The 17330-nt window shown below is 67.7% G+C and carries 16 protein-coding genes and 1 pseudogene; 8 read left to right on the top strand and 9 right to left on the bottom strand.

The annotated features are described in order from the left end of the window. From J0J10_RS14015 to J0J10_RS14000, 4 genes are all read right to left on the bottom strand, one after another. Nucleotides 1–507 carry a TRAP transporter small permease gene (locus J0J10_RS14015; RefSeq protein WP_291647113.1) on the bottom strand — a complete coding sequence of 169 codons (507 nt, stop codon included), beginning with the start codon at nt 505–507 and terminating at the stop codon, nt 1–3. Continuing rightward, nucleotides 504–1802, bottom strand: coding sequence for a TRAP transporter large permease (locus tag J0J10_RS14010; RefSeq protein WP_291647112.1), 1299 nt, complete (start codon nt 1800–1802; stop codon nt 504–506). Before J0J10_RS14010 ends, J0J10_RS14015 begins: the two co-directional genes overlap by 4 nt. Before the next feature lie 20 nt (nt 1803–1822). Continuing rightward, nucleotides 1823–2836, bottom strand: a complete 1014-nt coding sequence (locus tag J0J10_RS14005) for a TRAP transporter substrate-binding protein (RefSeq protein ID WP_291647111.1) — start codon at nt 2834–2836, stop codon at nt 1823–1825. A gap of 183 nt (nt 2837–3019) precedes the next feature. After that, nucleotides 3020–3757, bottom strand: coding sequence for a GntR family transcriptional regulator (locus J0J10_RS14000; protein WP_291637761.1), 738 nt, complete (start codon nt 3755–3757; stop codon nt 3020–3022). 123 nt (nt 3758–3880) lie between these two features. Between J0J10_RS14000 and J0J10_RS13995 the strand changes: the two genes are divergently transcribed. From J0J10_RS13995 to J0J10_RS13965, 7 genes and pseudogenes are all read left to right on the top strand, one after another. Beyond that, entirely contained in the window at nt 3881–4552 is a 672-nt protein-coding gene (locus J0J10_RS13995) for a cyclase family protein (protein WP_291647110.1), read from the top strand. 38 nt (nt 4553–4590) lie between these two features. Beyond that, nucleotides 4591–5988 carry an NAD(P)H-dependent oxidoreductase gene (locus tag J0J10_RS13990; protein ID WP_291637765.1) on the top strand — a complete coding sequence of 466 codons (1398 nt, stop codon included), beginning with the start codon at nt 4591–4593 and terminating at the stop codon, nt 5986–5988. A 176-nt stretch (nt 5989–6164) separates the two neighbouring features. Further along, nucleotides 6165–7145: an amidohydrolase family protein gene (locus tag J0J10_RS13985; RefSeq protein ID WP_291647109.1), complete on the top strand. Its 981-nt coding sequence runs from the start codon at nt 6165–6167 to the stop codon at nt 7143–7145. Then, the gene (locus J0J10_RS13980; RefSeq protein WP_291647108.1) at nt 7145–7690 is read left to right on the top strand and encodes a TRAP transporter small permease; all 546 of its coding nucleotides are present in this window, start codon (nt 7145–7147) and stop codon (nt 7688–7690) included. The genes J0J10_RS13985 and J0J10_RS13980 overlap by 1 nt, the downstream gene beginning before the upstream one ends. 35 nt (nt 7691–7725) lie before the next feature. Next, nucleotides 7726–8883: pseudogene (locus J0J10_RS13975) on the top strand (TRAP transporter large permease subunit); the annotation flags it as partial. Nucleotides 8884–9032: 149 nt separating this feature from the next. Beyond that, nucleotides 9033–10022: a TRAP transporter substrate-binding protein gene (locus J0J10_RS13970; protein ID WP_291647106.1), complete on the top strand. Its 990-nt coding sequence runs from the start codon at nt 9033–9035 to the stop codon at nt 10020–10022. Nucleotides 10023–10303: 281 nt separating this feature from the next. After that, nucleotides 10304–10477 carry a hypothetical protein gene (locus J0J10_RS13965; protein ID WP_291647105.1) on the top strand — a complete coding sequence of 58 codons (174 nt, stop codon included), beginning with the start codon at nt 10304–10306 and terminating at the stop codon, nt 10475–10477. Between the two features lie 79 nt (nt 10478–10556). On the opposite strand, the gene J0J10_RS13960 is transcribed toward J0J10_RS13965, so the two are convergent. Then, nucleotides 10557–11387, bottom strand: a complete 831-nt coding sequence (locus J0J10_RS13960) for an endonuclease/exonuclease/phosphatase family protein (RefSeq protein ID WP_291647104.1) — start codon at nt 11385–11387, stop codon at nt 10557–10559. A 169-nt stretch (nt 11388–11556) separates the two neighbouring features. On the opposite strand from J0J10_RS13960, the gene J0J10_RS13955 reads away from it, so the two are divergent. Further along, on the top strand, nt 11557–13107 hold the full coding sequence (locus tag J0J10_RS13955; protein WP_291647103.1) for a phospholipase D family protein: 1551 nt from the start codon (nt 11557–11559) through the stop codon (nt 13105–13107). On the opposite strand, the gene J0J10_RS13950 is transcribed toward J0J10_RS13955, so the two are convergent. From J0J10_RS13950 to J0J10_RS13935, 4 genes are read right to left on the bottom strand one after another with little or no spacing between them, the layout of a single operon-like run. Continuing rightward, entirely contained in the window at nt 13104–14315 is a 1212-nt protein-coding gene (locus J0J10_RS13950) for an alpha-hydroxy acid oxidase (RefSeq protein ID WP_291647102.1), read from the bottom strand. The genes J0J10_RS13955 and J0J10_RS13950 overlap by 4 nt on opposite strands. Further along, the gene (locus tag J0J10_RS13945) at nt 14312–15280 is read right to left on the bottom strand and encodes an ornithine cyclodeaminase family protein (protein WP_291647101.1); all 969 of its coding nucleotides are present in this window, start codon (nt 15278–15280) and stop codon (nt 14312–14314) included. The genes J0J10_RS13950 and J0J10_RS13945 overlap by 4 nt, the downstream gene beginning before the upstream one ends. Then, on the bottom strand, nt 15280–16548 hold the full coding sequence (locus J0J10_RS13940) for an NAD(P)/FAD-dependent oxidoreductase (protein ID WP_291647100.1): 1269 nt from the start codon (nt 16546–16548) through the stop codon (nt 15280–15282). The genes J0J10_RS13945 and J0J10_RS13940 overlap by 1 nt, the downstream gene beginning before the upstream one ends. Before the next feature lie 17 nt (nt 16549–16565). Continuing rightward, entirely contained in the window at nt 16566–17330 is a 765-nt protein-coding gene (locus tag J0J10_RS13935) for an amino acid ABC transporter ATP-binding protein (RefSeq protein ID WP_291647099.1), read from the bottom strand.

Here is a 17330-nt window from a genome sequence, read left to right as displayed (position 1 = left end):
TCAGCCGACCAGTGTCGCTGTCGATTCGAGGGTCTCGCCACGCCGGATCACCCGCCAGATCCAGACCAGGCTGTAGATCGCCATCAGCGCGCCGGTGACCGGGATGGCCGCGTACCACCAACCCTTGTCGAGCCGCAGGAAAGGCGTGGTCTCGCCCGCCATCGCCATGAATTCGCGGCCATAGACCACGAGGACCAGGGCGAAGCAGAACATCACGGCATGGATGCCGATCTCCAGGAGTAGGCGCATCGGCACGGGCAGCAGGTCCTCGAACAGCACGACGCGATAGAGCGAGCCCTCGCGCCAGAGCGCGAGCGAGGTCAGCATCACCAGCCAGATGAAGAGCAGCTCGACGATCTCGTCATAGCCGTGGATGGTGAAGAGCGGCACGAGCCGCAGCACGATGGCGCTGCCCAGCAGCAGGAAGAGCCCGAGCAGGCAGGCGACCGCCCCGCCCTTGCAGAGAGCCCCGACCAGCCGGTCGGCGAAACGCAGGGCGGCGATCATCGCGCAACTCCGTAGCCGAGGGCGTGCGGCAGCCAGAGCGAGATCGCCGGTACATAGGTGATCAGCATCAGCACCGCGATCAGGGCCAGCACATAGGGCCAGATCTCGCGGGTGATCTCGGCGATCGAGATCTTGGCGATGCCGGCGACGACATAGAGGCAGAGGCCCACCGGCGGCGTGACCAGCCCGATCATGATGTTGAGCACCAGGATCACGCCGAAATGCACGGGATCGACGCCGATCTTGGCGATGATCGGCAGCAGCACCGGATAGGCGATAATCATGATGGCGATGCCCTCGATGAACATGCCGAGGATCAGCAGCACCGCGTTGATGACCAGCAGGATCACCCAGGGCTCGGAGGACAGGCCGAGAAAGGCGCTGAGGATGGCGTTGGGGATCTGCTGCTGGATCAGCACCCAGCCGAAGGGCGCAGCGAGCGCGATGATGAACATCACCTGCGCGGTCTGGCGCGCCGTGTCCCAGAGTACGTCGAGCGTCGCCGCCCAGTCGAGTTCGCGATAGACGAAGCGGCCGAGAACGAAGGCATAGGCGGCAGCGACGACGGCGGCCTCGGTCGGCGTCGCGAGGCCGGTGAAGATGACGAGCAGGATCACCGGCGGCAGCAACAGCGCCGGCCCGGCCTTGGCGACGGTCCTCACGGCCACGGGCAAGGGCGGCAGCGCATCGCCGCGCGGCAGGTTCATGTGCTTGGCCGAGACGGCGATCAGCGCCATCAGAGCCACCGCCATCAGGAGGCCGGGCACGATGCCGGCGAGGAACAGCGCCCCGACCGAGACATTGGCGAGGCTGCCATAAATGACGAAGGGGATGCTCGGCGGGATGATCGGACCGATGGTCGAGGAGACCGCGGTGATCGTCGCGGCGAAACGGCCGCTATAGCCGGCCTTGGTCATGGCCCGGTGCTCGATCACGCCCATGCCGGCTGCATCGGCCACTGCCGAGCCCGACATGCCGGCGAAGATCACGCTGCCGACGACGTTGACATGGGCGAGGCCGCCGCGGATCCGGCCGACGCAGAGCTGCGCGACGCCGAAGATGCGCTCCGTGGTGCCGCCGACATTCATCAGATTGCCGGCCAGCACGAAGAACGGGATCGCCAGCAGCGGGAACGAGGTCGTCCCCGCATAGGTGCGCTGGATGAAGATGACGAGCAGATCGGGTCCGGCGGTCGCGACCATGGTGACGATGGCGACGAGGCCGAGCGCCACCGCGATGGGCAGGCCGATCAGGATGACGAAGCAGACGCCGAGCAGAATGGCGGTGATGAGCATGGTCGGCGTCTGGTTCCCGATCAGGCGCGAGCGGCTGCGACCAGCTTGGTCCAGCTGTTCCAGGTCTCCTCGCCCAGCGCCTTGCGGAGCTGATCGTAGGCGGGGCCCATCTTGTCGCGGAAGGGCGCGACATCCGGCCGGGTGACCGCGACGCCCGCCTTCTCCATGGCGGCGAGATTGCTCTCCTCATTGTCGCGTACGCCCTTGCGTGCGCCGGCGCCGGCCCTGGTGCCCTCCTCGCTGATGATCTTGCGCTGCTCCTCGGTGAGCTTGCCGCTCCAGACCCGCGGATTGGCACAGAACATGATCGAGGCGTAGATGTGCCGCGTCAGCGCGATATGCTTCTGCGCCTCGTAGAACTTCGCGGCGAAGGTCGTTCCGACCGGATTGTCCTGGCCGTCGACGACATTGTTGGCGAGCGCCAGATAGACCTCCTGGAAGGCGATGGTCTGGGTACTCGCGCCGAGCGCCTCGAAGGCGGCCTTGATCGCGAGCTCGGGCGGGACGCGGATCTTCAGGCCCTGCACGTCGGCCGGCTGGTTGATCGGCCGGCGGCTGTTGGTGACGGCGCGGAAGCCCCATTCCAGATTGGCGATCCAGGTGAAGCCGGCGGCCTTGAGCTGCTCGGCGATCCAGTCGCGTCCGGTGACGTCGAGCGTCTTGTGGGCGTGCTCATAGCTGTCGAACTGATAGGGGATGTTGATGACGCCGATCGTCTTCGACAGCGCCTCGATATTGGCTGGGTTCAGCATCATCATGTCGATGGCGCCGAGCCTGGTCTGCTGCGCCGCCTCGACCGGCGAGCCCAGGGCATTGTTCGGGAAGATCGCGATCTTGACCTGGCCATTGGTGCGCTCGGCGATGCGCTTGACCATCGCCTCCGCCTCGATGTGCACGGGATGGCTGGTGTCGGCCGGGTGGGTCAGCCGCAATTCGACGGCCGCACGCGCCGGTCTGATCGCCGGCAGCCCGACCGTGAGCGCCGCACCGGCTCCCAGCAACGAGCGACGCGTCCACGTGATCTTCCCGACCATGGTGCTCTTCCTTCCCCGGTGATTGCAGCCGGTCGCCGGCTTCGTCCGCGGCAACCGTAGGAGCCGTCTGCGCGGCCTCACCCGAAAAGTTGCATGCAAGAATGCAGGCCGTCAACCGCGTTCGGCGGCTTCGCCGCTCATGCCGTGCTATGCCGGAGCCGGGCCGCCATGCTTCTTCACGCGTTACGCTTCGGACCGCGCGGCTTCCTGCTTGGCACGAAGCGAGGCGACCAGCCCTTCGAGCCCGTTGCGGACATGATCGCGCAGGGCCTGTCCGGCTCGGGCGGAATCGCGGACCGCGAGCGCATCCAGGATCTGCTGATGCTCCTGGATCGCGGTGCGCCAGCGCGTCGGCCAGAGATTCGAGGAAAAGCGGGCGCGATCGACCCGGAGCGCCAGCAGCTCCCAGACCCAGAGCAGGATCGAATTGCGCGAGAGCTCGACGATCCGGCGATGAAAGGCCTTGTTGGCCTCGAAATAGCCGGGAAGCTCGTCACGGGCGTGATGCAGCAGCATGCGGTAGTGAAGCATGCCGATTTCGGCGACGGCCTCGTCGCTGATGTTCCTGGCCGCGAGCTCTCCGGCCAGCCCCTCGATCGCGGTGACGACCTCGATCAGCGCGACGATCTCGTCGAGATCGAGCTCTGAGACCACGGCGGAATGATTGGGCAGGGCCCGCAGCAGCCCGTCCTGGATCAGGGTTTTGATCGCCTCGCGTACCGGCGTGCGCGAAATCGCGAGCTGTTCGCAGAGTTCGCGCTCGTTCAGCTTGGCGCCGGGCGCCAGCACGCCGGTGACGATCAGATTGCGCAGCTGGGCGACGGCATTGGCGTGCAGATGGCCCTTGCGCTTGCCGGGTTCCGGCTGCGGCAACTGGGCCAGGAGCGCCGCGAGCGGCGTGTTGTCGTCCGAAGTGACCATGAGCGCTTGTACACCGCATGCATGCTTGACTGTCAAAATTTCTTGCATGCAAGATGCCATCTATCTATCGAGAGCGCGCCCGCGGCCTCCCGCTGGCTGACCCGACCTCCGCGAGATCCTGTCATGAAGATCATCGACCTCAGCATGCCGATCGCACCGCATTTCCGCTGGCCGGTCGAGCTTTCGATCAAGGGCGACATCGCCTCTGGCGACCAGTTCCGCGTCTCGAAGATCGCCGGCCCCTGCCATGGCTTCTCGCATGTCGACGCCGCCGCGCATTTCGTCGCCGGCGCGCCGACGATCGAGGCGACGCCGCTCTCCGAAGTGGTCGGCGCCTGCCGTGTGCTCGACCTCAGTGCCCGTCCGGCCAATGCACCGATCGAGCCGGAGCATCTCGCCGCGGCCGATCCCGGCGGCAAGGAGGGCGAGATCCTGCTGCTCGCCGCCCATTGGAACGATCGCCGCGACCATCAGGACAAGAGCTTCTGGACCGAAGCGCCCTGGCTGACGCTGGAATCGGCGCAATGGCTGGCGGCGCGCAAGCCGAGCGCCGTCGCCTTCGACTTCCCGCAGGACTACCCGATCCGCCTGCTGCTCGAAGGCAAGGAAGTGCCGAAGCCGGAGCATGTGACGCATCACGTCCTACTCTCGCACGGCGTCACGCTGATCGAATATGTCTGCAACACCAGCCGCCTCAGCGCGCCGCGCAACCTGTTCTCGGCAGCGCCATTGCTGATCCCGAACGCCGACGGCGCGCCGGCGCGCTTCTACGCCATCGAAGGCCTGCCGGTCTGACGCGGCCCGCTTCAATCCCGAACTGAAAGTCCAAGACCTTGAACATCGAGAACTTCTTCGCGCTCCGGCCGGATGCCGCCGGGCGTGTCGTTTCGGCCGCCCTCGTCGGTGCGGGCGAGTTCGGCGCGAGCTTCATCGGCCAGGCCCGCCGCACGGCACATATCGCCCCGCGCGTAGTCTGCGACCTCGATCTCGGCCGCGCCCGCAAGGCCGCCCTCGCCGGCGGCTTCAATGAGAGCGACCTCGCCGACTGCCGCAATGCCGCCGAGGCGAAGAGCGCCCTCGACCGCGGCCTCGTCGCGCTGATCGACAATTCCGACCATCTCGCCAGCCTGGCCGTCGACCTGGTGGTCGAGGCGACCGGCGATCCGGAAGGCGCCGCCCGCGTCGCTCTCGCCGCGATCGAGAACGGCCGCCACTGCGTCATGGTGACCAAGGAGGCGGAGTGCATCATCGGACCGATCCTGGCGCATCGCGCCAAGGCGAAAGGGGTCGTGCACACTCCAGTCGACGGCGACCAGCCGAGCCTGCTGATCGGCCTGATCGGCTGGGCGCGCATGCTCGGCCTGCCGATCGTCGCGGCCGGCAAGTCGAGCGAGTCGGATTTCGTCTGGGATCCGGAGGCCGGCACGGTCACCGCCTGGGAAACCCCGGCCGAGGCCAAGGATTTCGCCGCGGCCTTCGGCCGCCTCGGCAGCGACCCGCTGCCGCTGCTGGCGGAGCGCGCCAAACTGCCCTTCCCGCGCGCCACCGTGCCCGATCTCTGCGAGATGGGTATCGTCGCCAACCACACCGGGCTGATGCCTGACATCGCCGAGATGCATGCGCCGATCGCGCGTACGACCGAATTGCCGAGCCTGTTCCGGCCGGCAGCCGAAGGCGGCCTGCTCTCCGGGCGTGGCAAGGTCGACATGTTCAACTGCCTGCGCCGGCCCGACGAGCTCTCCTTCGCCGGCGGCGTCTTCGTCATCGCCGAGGCGCCCGATCTGGCGACCGGCGCGCTGTTCGCCGGCAAGGGCATCCCCTGCTCGCCCGATGGCCGCTATGTGCTGGTGCACAACCCGGTCCACCTCCTCGGGGCCGAGGCGCCGATGTCTGTGCTGTCGGCTGCGCTGCTCGGCCAGTCGACCGGCGGCGCCGAGGTGCTGCCGCGGGTCGATCTCGTGGCGCGCGCCAGCCGCGACCTCGTCCCCGGCGAGACGCTGACCATGGGCTATCGCCATGTCATCGGCGGGCTCGAGCCGCTGCTGCAAGCCGCACGTCCGCTCGGAGCCGACGAGCCGGTGCCGTACTACCTGACAGCCGGCCGGCCGGTGGTGCGCCCGGTGGCTCGCGGCGCGGTGCTGACCTGCGCCGACATCGCGCTCGATGAGACCACGACGCTGGTGCAGTTGCGGCGCGAGCAGGATGCGCTGTTCAAGACCGGAACGGTTTGACACAAAATTAAGGCTATGCTGTATGCTGCATACAGAATAGCCCGCCAAACGATCGCTCAAGCGACGAGAGCATCGAGGAAACATCGGGGGAGACCGCGATATGTGCCCAGTCCCGGCCTCCGACCGGCCCGGCCCGCAGTCAGGCCGCGCCCGAACAGCCTGCGGAAACTGAGCAGATGCCGATTGCCTCCCCCGAACAACGCGCCCGCTTCCTCGAGACCGGTGATGACGCGCTCCTGCCGGTCATCGATCCGCATCATCATTTCTTCGATCTCGGCCGGAACCATCATCCCTGGCTGAGCGACCACATCCTGACGAATTTCCGCTACGGCGATTACGCGGCGATCCGGCGCGACTTCCTGCCGGAACACTATCGGCGCGTCGCCGCCGGCCATCTCGTCCTCGGCAGCGTGCTGATGGAAGGCGAGTGGGATTCGCGCGCCCCGGTCGGCGAGATGCGCTGGACGGCGGAGGTCGCGGCAGAGCACGGCGCTCCCGACGCGGCGATCGCGCAGATCTGGCTCGACCGGGAGGATGCCGCGGCGGTGGCCGACGCCTATCGCGACATGCCGATCGTGCGCAGCGTCCGCCACAAGCCGGCCGCAGTGAGCCGCGAGGCGCATCAGGCGAGCTTCAGCGCCCCGGGTTCGATGCGGGACCCGAAATGGCGAGACGGCTATGCAAGGCTCGCCCCGGCCGGCCTGCATTTCGACCTGCAGACACCGTGGTGGCATCTCGACGAGGCGGCCGAGCTCGCGCGCGACTTCCCCGGCACCACGATCATCCTGAACCATGCCGGCCTGCCCTCGGACCGCAGCGCCGAGGGGCTCGCGGCCTGGCAGGCGGCGCTCGATCGGCTGGCGCGGCAGCCCAATGTCGTCGCCAAGATCTCCGGCATCGGCGTGCCCGGCCGCGCCTGGACGCTCGATCTGCAGGCCCCGGTGATCGCGGGCGTGATCTCGGCCTTCGGCGTCGAACGCTGCGCTTTCGCCAGCAATTTCCCTGTCGACGGGCTCTGCGCCGATTTCGGCACGATCTACGACGTCTTCAAGGCGGCGACCAGGAACCGGGCACCGGCGGAGCGGTTGGCGCTGTTCCACGACAATGCCACGCACTGGTACCGCCTGGCGCCCGAAGCCACGACCGGAGTGAGCTGATGCCAATGCGCGCCACGCTGCTGAGGCTCACGGAGAACCTGCTGATTGCCGGCTTCGTCGTGATGATCGCGATGGTCTTCGGCAATGTCGTGCTGCGCTACGGTTTCAACTCCGGGATCATCATGTCGGAGGAGGTCTCCCGGATGATCTTCGTCTGGCTGACTTTCGGCGGCGCTTTCCTCGTCGCCAAGGACGGCCAGCATCTCGGCATGACCACGGTCGTCAACATGCTCGGCCGCAATGGCCGCTGGTGGTGCCGGCTCGCGGTCGAGGGGCTGTCATTGCTGTGCATGACGCTGCTGATCCTCGGCTGCTGGCAGCAGGCGGTGATCAATCTCGACAATCACGCGCCGGTCACCGGCGTGCCCATTGCCGTGGTCTATTTCGCCGGTCTCGCCGGCGGCATCGGTATCGCGGCCCTCAACCTGATCGCGCTGGCCCGCCTGCTGAGTGGCCGGATGCCGGATGACGAGCTCGTCATCGGCGCGGAATCGGAAGAGCTCAGCGCCTTCGAGGCGCAGCAAGCTGAAGAGAAGCGGCGGTGACGGTCTTCGTTTTCCTGGGCTCGCTCCTCGGCGCCATGGCGCTGGGCATGCCGATTGCTCTCGCTTTGCTCGTCTGCGGCGTCGCGCTGATGCTGCAGCTCGACACCTTCGACGCGCAGATCCTGGCACAGAACCTGGTCGGAGGCGCCGATTCCTTCCCGCTGATGGCGGTGCCTTTCTTCATGCTGGCAGGCGAGCTGATGAATGCCGGCGGTCTCTCGCGCCGCATCATCGCGCTCGCGGTGACCATCGTCGGCCATGTCCGCGGCGGGCTCGGCTATGTCGCGGTGCTGGCGGCGCTGGTGATGGCAAGCATTTCCGGCTCGGCGGTCGCCGATACCGCAGCCCTCGCCGCAATCCTGCTGCCGATGATGCGGCAGGCCGGCTACAACCTGCCGCGCGCCGCCGGGCTGATCTCGGCCGGCGGCATCATCGCGCCTGTGATCCCGCCCTCGATCGGCTTCGTCGTCTTCGGCGTCGCGGCCGGCGTCTCGATCACGCGGCTGTTCATCGCCGGTCTGGTGCCCGGCATCCTGATGGGCCTGGCGCTCGTCCTCACCTGGTACATCGTCGCGCGCGACGAGCCGGCCGCGCGCACGCAGCGCGCCAGCCTGCGCGAGGTCGGCCATGCCGTTCTGGATGGGCTCTGGGCGCTCGGCCTGCCCTTCCTGATCATCGGCGGCATGCGGGCCGGGGTCTTCACCCCGACGGAGGCTGCCGTCGTGGCTGCGGTCTATGCGGCGGCGGTCGGCGGCTTCGTCTATCGGGAGCTGCATCTCAAGGATCTGCGCCCGGCCCTGCTCTCGGCGCTGAAGACCTCGGCCGCAGTGATGTTCCTCGTCGCGGCGGCGATGGTCTCGGCCTGGCTGATCACCATAGCCGACATTCCCGCCCAGGTCTCCGGCATCCTCGGCCCGCTGATCGAGTCGAAGACACTGCTGATGCTGGCGATGATGTTCCTCGTCATCATCGTCGGCACGGCGCTGGACTTCATCCCGACCGTGCTGATCCTGACTCCGGTGCTGATGCCGATCGTCAAGCAGGCCGGCATCGACCCGGTCTATTTCGGCGTGATGTTCATCATCAACAACGCCATCGGCCTGCTGACCCCGCCGGTCGGGACGGTGCTCAACGTCGTCTGCGCCGTCGGCCGCGTGCCGATGGACAAGGTCATCCGCGGGGTGATGCCGTTCCTGATCGCGCAATTCGCCGTGCTGCTGCTGCTCATCCTCGTGCCCGAGATCGTCACCGTGCCGGCGCGATGGCTCTACGGGCGCTGAGGCGCCCGCCCCGCCTGACCACGAGACCAGACGCCACAAGACCAAACAAGGAGGACGCCATCATGACCATCACCCGCAGGACCGCCCTTGCCGGCGCCGGCCTCGCACTCTTCGCTATCGGCCGCCCGGCCCTGGCGCAGACCACGAAGCTGCGCTTCGCCCACCCGCATCCGGAGGCCGATAGCTGGCACAAGGCCGCCCTGCTCTTCGCCGAGCAGGTCAAGGCCAAGAGCCAGGGCCGCTACGAGGTCCAGGTCTTCGCCAATGGCGCGCTCGGCTCCGACGCGCAGACGATCAGCGCGGTGCGCGGCGGCTCGCTCGACATCTGCCTGACCGGCAACCCGTTCTTCACCGGGCTCGCGCCCAAGCTCAACGTGCTCGACCTGCCCTTCCTTTTCCAGAGCCGCAAGCATGCGGCGATCGTGATGGACGGCCCGATCGGCGACGGTCTGCGCAAGGAGCTCGAGGGTTCGAACCTCAAGGCGCTCGCGACCTGGGAGATCGGCTGGCGCAACCTGACCAACAACCGCCGCCCGGTCGCGACCGCCGCCGACATCAAGGGGCTGAAGATCCGCACCACGCCGAACCCGGCCCATATCAAGGCCTTCCAGCTGCTCGGCGCAGTGCCGACGCCGATGGCCTTCACCGAGCTGTTCACGGCGCTCGAGACCGGCGCCGTCGACGGCCAGGAGAACCCGGTGACGCTGATCCTGAACGCGAAGTTCAACGAAGTGCAGAAGCATCTCTCGCTGACCCGGCACGCCTTCACCACCGGCCCTGTCGTGATGAACAAGACGAAGTTCGACGCGATGCCGGCCGATATCCAGGCGATGCTGCCCGCGATCGCCGTCGAGATCGCCGCCATTCAGCGCCAGATGAACGAGGACACCGAGGGTTCGAGCCTCGCAGCCCTCAAGAAGGCCGGCATGCAGGCGGTCGAGACGCCGGATCGCGACTCCTTCGCCAAGATCGTCACCGCCGAGGTCGAGAAGGAGTTCGTCGGCAAATACGGCAGCGAAACGCTCGACGCGATCAAGAAGGCGGCCGTCTGAGGCGAACCCGCCAGCCATTATTGCCGCCGCGCCCCATCCCAGGGGCGCGGCCAGCATTCTCTTCCCGAGCCCTGCCTCTCGGGAGAGCGTTCTTCCAGCCTCGCGCCGATCTTTGGAAACCGGCTTCATTGACCCGCAAGGGCCGAGCGCGAATGATCAGGAGGCGCCTCGGCTCCGGGCCAGGTGTTCGCGGGGATTGCCCGGAGCGATTTTGCGCTGCGTCAACAACGCAGAGAACACCGCGATGCTATCCTAGGCCTGTCGCCGCCTGGAGACCCGCGATGTATGCCGTGCTGTACCTGACGAAGCGAGGCCTGTTGCGCCTGTCGGCCTTCCTGCGCTGGACGCGGGGCGCGGATGGCGACGAGATCGAGCAGTTGCGCCGCCGCTATAGCACCGGACCGAGAAGTGGAATCCACTTTTCGGAAAACTCCGATGCGACAATAAAAAGATAGATCGCCGTGACCGCGTCCGAACGGACGCGCGGCGATTTTGCGCCCGTCATGAACGCGCTGTCGTGCCGCCGCCTTCGCCTCAATGCGGCGAGCGATCCTCCGACAGCAAATGAACCTGGGCCTTGATCGGCAGATGATCGGAAGCGATCCGCGCCAGCGGTGAATCGTGCAGCTCGACACTGGCCACCAGATCGGCCGGATAGGCGACGATACGATCGAGCGCCAGCAACGGAAAGCGCGCCGGAAAGCTCGGGATGGCGGCCTGGAGCGGACCGAATTTCGGGGCGAGCCCCTGCAGGGCCGAGCGCCGCCCGACCCGCCACTCGTTGAAGTCGCCCATCAGGAACACCGGACGGCCATCGGTCGGCTTGGCGGCACCGATCAGCGTCTCGATCTGGCGCGAGCGCGAATGGCGCAGCAAGCCGAGATGGGCGCCGATAATGCGGACGTCGCCTCGCGGCAGCGAAAGGTCGACGATCAGCGCGCCGCGCGGCTCGACGCCGGGCAGCACGATCTCGCGCGTCGCCGTGACGATGCCGGGGCGGAACAGCACGACATTGCCGTGCCAGCCATGGCCGCGCCCCTGCACGGGCGCCGCGATCAGGCCGGTGCGCCGCTTCAACGCCTCGAGGTCGAGCAGGCCGGCGCGCTCGCCAAAGCGCTGGTCGGCCTCCTGCAACGCGATGATGTCGGCGCCGATCTCGTCGATCACGTCGACGATGCGCGCCGGATCGAAGCGCCGGTCGCGGCCCACCGCCTTGTGGATGTTGTAGGACGCGATCAGGAGATCGGTGCTGCGCGGCGGCTTGCCCGGAGGCGACTTGCCGGTGCGATCGCGGCTCCAGGTCGAAATCCGCACGGGGCGCAGCCGGCGGATCCGGGCCAGGCCGCGAAACTCCGTATCCTGCATGACGTCATCGATCTCCATAGCGGGCGGCAAGCAACTGCCGTGCCGGAATCGCAGCAGGGCGGCAGGAGATCAATGCGTCAAACATGGCAAAGGTTCGGTCGCCCCGTGAAAGATTGAACGACATCGGCGATAGCTCGTTATGATGGAAGAGGCAAAGCGGCAGGCGGGAATGCACATTTTCGAGATCGCACTGATCGGGGTCGTCTGCTTCGCCCTGTGCTCGCTGCTCGCGATCTATTCCTATGGCCGCTTCGGCAGGCGTGCCCGCGGCCGGCCGACCCGGGCCCTGCCCGTCGAAGAGGCGGAAACTGCGCTCGACCGCGCCGTGGCGCCGCTGCTGCGCCAACAACCCGGCAGAAGCGGCCTGCTCCTGGTCGCCGACAACCTCCAGGCTTTCGCCGTGCGCGCCTTCGCTGCGCGCAATGCCGGCCGCAGCCTCGACCTGCAATATTACTACTGGCTCGACGACCTGACCGGCGGCCTGCTCGCCCGCGAGGTCATTGCCGCCGCCGACCGCGGCGTGCGGGTGCGCCTGCTGATCGACGACATCAACACGCGCGGTGACGATGCGAGCTATCTCGGGCTCGACCGCCACCCCAATATCGAAGTCCGGCTGTTCAATCCGAGCCGCAACCGCTCCAATTCCCTGCGGCGCGGCATCGAGCTGGCGCTGCGCGCCTTCAGGGCGACGCGGCGGATGCACAACAAGGCCTGGATCGCCGATGGCCGGATCGCCATCATCGGCGGGCGCAATATCGGCGATGCCTATTTCGACGCGTCCAGCACCGCCAACTTCCACGATCTCGACATGCTTTTGGTCGGCGAGGCCGTGCCGCAGACCGAGCGAATCTTCGACGATTTCTGGAACAGCCCGATGGTGATCCCGCTCTGCTCGCTGAGCCGCTCGAAGCTGCGCCGCAAGCTCGCGAGCCAGGCCAGGCGGCCTGCGCGGCGCCTGCTCAACGCCACGCCATTCCTGACCAATCTCGCCGAGCGGAAGGAGGCGAACGTGCTGCCCGAGGCGGGCCGCTCCCTGCTCTGGAGCGCCGATGTGGACGTCGTCTCCGACCCGCCGGCGAAAGCCTGGGACCCACGCGGCACCGGCTGGCTGGCGGAGCGCCTGCTCGCCTCTCTCTCCACCGCTCGGCACGAGCTCAACATCACCTCGCCCTATTTCATTCCGGGCAGGAAAGGAACCGCCGCCTTCGCGGCCATGGCCCGGCGCGGGATCAAGGTTTCCGTACTCACGAATTCCCTCGCGGCGACCGATGTCGTCGCCGTCCACGGCGCCTACGCCAGATATCGCAAGCCGCTGCTCGAAAGCGGCGTCGCCCTGTACGAGCTGCGGCCCGAGAACATCCGCGACGGCCCTTCGCTGTTCGGCTCGCGCGGCGCGAGCCTGCACACCAAGGCGTTCACGGTCGATGCCGCGACCGGCTTCGTCGGCTCGTTCAATTTCGACCCGCGCTCGGCTTCGCTCAACACCGAAATGGGCGTGATCTTCAATGATCCACGGCTGGTCGCGCAGATGCGGACGATATTCCTGGCACAGACCGCCCCGGAATGCAGCTATCAGGTTGCGCTCGAAGGCAGCCGCCTCGTCTGGAACGATGCGAAGGACGCAGTTCCACAGCAACTGCGCTCGGAGCCGGGCGCGAGCCTCGGACGGCGTCTCACCGCCCTCGCCATCGGGCTGCTGCCGATCGAATCCCAGCTCTAGGTCGCCGCCCCGGCCTTGATCGCAGCCTGCCGCGGTGCTTGCCCAGCCGGAAGCGGTGCGAGGCAGCCCGGCAACTCGGAGAGCGAGCGTACCCCGAGCATGCCCATGGTGATGGAGAGCTCGTTGCGCAGCAGGTCGAGCACCCGGCGCGCGCCGGCCTCGCCGGCAATCGCCACGCCGTAGAGCGTCGCCCGGCCGATCAATACGCCCGATGCGCCGAGCGCCAGGAAGCGAGCGATGTCGGCGCCGCGCCGGACACCGCTATCGGCGAGGATGGCGAGGCGGTCCCCGACAGCATCGACGATGGCAGGCAGGACCTCGACCGGCCCCGGTGCGCAATCGAGATTGCGGGCGCCATGGTTGGAGACGACGATGGCGTCCGCGCCATGTTCGGCCGCCTTGCGGGCGTCGTCGACGCGCAGCACGCCCTTGAGCACGAGCTTGCCCTGCCAGCGCTTCCGCAGCAGCGCGACATCCTCCCAGGTCACGTCGGTCGCGAGAGACATCTCGTCAGAGAGCGAGACGCGGCCGAGCTGGGTCCGGAACTCGTCCGGATAATGCGCATAGGTCGGCACGCCGGAGGCGATGAGCGAGCGCAACAGAACCTCGCAGGTCCAGCGCGGATGCAGCGCGAGGTCGATGCCGGCCCGCAGCGAGGGCTTGAGCGGAATGCCGAAGCCGTTGCGCAGATTGTATTCGCGATTGGGGCCGACCGCGGTGTCGACTGTCAGCACCAGAGTGCGCGCACCCGCCGCCCAGGCCCGGTCGAGCAGCGCCAAAGTGCGCTCGCGGTTCTTCCAGACATAGAGCTGGAACCAGAGTTCGGCCCCGGATTCGGCGGCGATGCGCTCGATCGAGGTGATCGACTGGGTCGAGACACAGAACGGGATGCCGGCCGCGGCCGCCGCCCGCGCCAGAGCGATCTCGCCGTCGCGCCAGACCAGGCCGGCGACCGCCGTCGGCGCGATGACCAGCGGGCTCGACTGCTTGCGGCCGAGAACCTCGGCTTCCTGAGTGCGCTGGGAGACGTCGACAAGTACGGAGGGCGCGAGCTTCACCGCATCGAGATCGCGCCGGTTGCCGCCGATCGCGTTCTCGTCCTCGGCGCCACGGTCGACATATTCGAACAGCCCACGCGGCAGGCGCCGGCGGGCCGCGCGCCGCGCATCCTCGACATTGAGGATGGCGTCCAGGCCGGTCAGGATCATCGTTCGAGTCTCGTCCCTGCACCGGCTGCGCGCGCCTTACGGACGACCAGTCCGGCCAGAGCGAGATCGGCCAGAGCGAAGCCGCGGAAGCAGAACATCCGGCGCCCCTGCCCGGCCGGCCCGGCACTGCGCGCCGCGATCTGGATCAGGTCGTCCTGGAAGCGGACAGTCTCGACCGGCTGGGAATTGACGTCATAGGGCGCGGTCGACTGGGCGAGGCTATCGGTCGCCAGGAAGTCGAAGGCGGGCAGTGTCTGCGGGCGCCAGCTGCGGCCGATATCGACCGCCGAAGCGAAGGACGAGGCCGGCATGCGTCCGGCATCGAGGAAGGGCTTCAGGCCGGGAGCGCCCGGAACCATCGAGATGACGATGTCGGAGCGCGCAAGGAGGTCATCGGCCTCCGCGACGATCTCGGTTGCAAGCCCGCGCGCCGCCGCGGCTTCGGCCAGACGCTCGGCCGAGGCGCGGCTGCGGCTCAGCGCCAGCACCGTCTTGAGGCCGGGATAGAGATCGAGGAAGGCGTCGAGATGGGCATGGGCCTGCAGGCCGCAGCCGACGAAACCGATGGTGAGCGGCTCGGCCGGGGCGAGATAGGACGCCGCGGCGGCCGACATCGCGGCGGTGCGGATCAGGGTGATCTCGTCGCCGTCCAGTACAGCAAGCGGCAGGCCGGTCGCATAGTCGCTGACGCAGATCAGGGCGCTGATGCCGGGTGCCGTGCTGCCCGGCGCCACCGGCGCCATCGCCACCCATTTGACGGTCGCGATCGCTTCCGGCTCGGAAGCCGCCGACATCGCCTGGAAACCATGGCCCGGGCCGAGATCGAGCGATTTCTTCGGCAGACTGCGGTTCAGCCCGGCGGCATGGTCGCGGAAGGCCTGGAGCACGGATTCGCGAACCTCGCCGGGCGAGATGCCGAGTGCACGAACCTCGCGGCGCGAAAGATAGAGCAGACCGTCGCTCATCAGCGAAACCTTCCTGCCGAGAACGGCACCGGGTCGAAGGGAGGCGCGCGGCCGTCGAGCAGCGCCGCGAGCAGGCGGGCCGAGGTCGGCGCCTGGATCAATCCCGTATGGGCATGTCCGAAGCAATGGAAGATGTCGGCACTGCCGGAGGAGACCCCGATACAGGGCAGACCATCGGGCGTCGACGGGCGATGCCCCATCCAGCGGTCGAGCCGGCTCTCGTCGATCTCCAATTGCGGAAACATCTTGCGGGCGAAGCCGAGCAGGATCTCGGTGCGGCGCCAATCCGGCGGCGCCGAGATTGCGGCGAGCTCGACCTGGCCGGCGAGCCGGAGCCCTTTGGAGGTCGCAACCACCGCCATCAGCCCGTCGGAGGGCATCAGGCCGCAAGGGATGTCGAAACCCGGCTCAGGCAGGACGACGTGATAGCCGCGCTCCGAGATCAGCGGTACGCGGTCGCCCGCCTGACGGGCCAGCTCGCGGGAGCCGATGCCGGCAGCAATCACCGCCTTGTCGCAGGAGATCGGGCCGGCCTGCGACCGCACCGCGCTGAGCTGCCCCGCCGCGAATTCGAAGCCCGTGGCGCGCGCGACGATGCGCTTGCCACCCCGACGCAGGAGGAGTTGCTCCAGCGCGCGGCAATAGGCACCGGGGTCGACGACATAGGCGCCGCCATCGAGCCGGGCACCGAAACGATAGCGCGGCGCCAGCTCCGGCTGGATCCGGCGCAGCTCCTCTTCCCCGACCTCGCTGAAGGGAACGCCGAATTCGCGCCGCATCCGCCAGACGCGTTCCTCGGCCAGGAATTCCGAGCGGTCGAGATAGACATACATGACGCCTTCCCGCCGGATCAGCTCGGGAACCCCGGCCTCCGCCGCGAGTGCTACATGCTCATCGACGGCAGTCCGGCAGAGTTCGAAACGGGTGCGGGCGCAGGCCTCGACCAGATCCCAATTGCGGCCGGCGAGCACGAAATCGCGCAGCCAGCCGGCCAGCCGTGGCAGGTCGCGCCAACGGATGACGAAGGGACCGGTCGAATCGAGCAGGAAACCCGGCACCTTGCGCCAGAGCCCGGGCAGCGAGATCGGCATGATCGCGCCGGGGTTGAGCCAGCAGCCATTGCCATAGGAGGCCGCCTGCCGGCCGCCCGGCTCTGCGGGCTCGATCAGGGTCACCCGATGGCCGGAGCTCTGGATCTCCAAAGCCGCGGCGAGGCCGACGATGCCGCCCCCGATGACGGCGACATGCGAGCCGGAAGAAGCCGTCATCGTCCTGCTTTCAGGGTTCAGCCGCGATTGTGGAAATGGCTGAGGAAGGCGCGGGTCGCCTCCTCCTTCGGGCTGTCGATGACCTCGCGCGCCGGCCCTTCCTCGACGATCACGCCGTCACGCATGAAGACGAGGCGGTCGGCGACCTCGCGGGCGAAGCCGATCTCATGGGTGACGATGATCATGGTCATGCCCTCGGCTGCGAGAGCCCGCATGACACCGAGAACCTCGCCGACGAGTTCGGGGTCGAGCGCCGAGGTCGCCTCGTCGAAGAGCATCACCGAAGGCTCCATCGCCAGCGCGCGAGCGATCGCGACGCGCTGCTTCTGGCCGCCGGAGAGCTTGTTCGGGAAGACGTCGACCTTGTCGCTGAGCCCGACCTTGTCGAGCAGCCGGCGGGCGAGCGCATCGGCCTCCGCCTTCGGCATGTTCTTCACCGAGAGCGGCCCCTCCATGACGTTCTGGAGCACCGTCATGTGCGGAAACAGGTTGAAATGCTGGAACACCATGCCGGTGTTGGAGCGGAAGCGCGCCTGCTCGCGCACGCCCGGCAGCTTGGCGCCGCCATCGAAGGCGAAGGCATCGTCGCCGATGCGGATGCGCCCGCCTTCGGGGATGACGAGCAGGTTGAGGCAACGCAGCAAGGTGGACTTGCCGGAGCCCGAGGGCCCGATCAGCGCGATGACCGCGCCGGCGTCCACCTTGAGGTTGATGTCACGCAGGACGACGAGATCGCCGAACTGTTTGCGCAGGCCCGAGATTTCGATCTTGCTGGTGGTCAT

Source organism: Allobosea sp., assembly GCF_017308075.1.
Classification (GTDB): Bacteria; Pseudomonadota; Alphaproteobacteria; order Rhizobiales; family Beijerinckiaceae; genus Allobosea.
The sequence above is the reverse complement of the archived record's forward strand: the minus strand, read 5'-3'. Positions and strand labels throughout refer to the sequence as shown.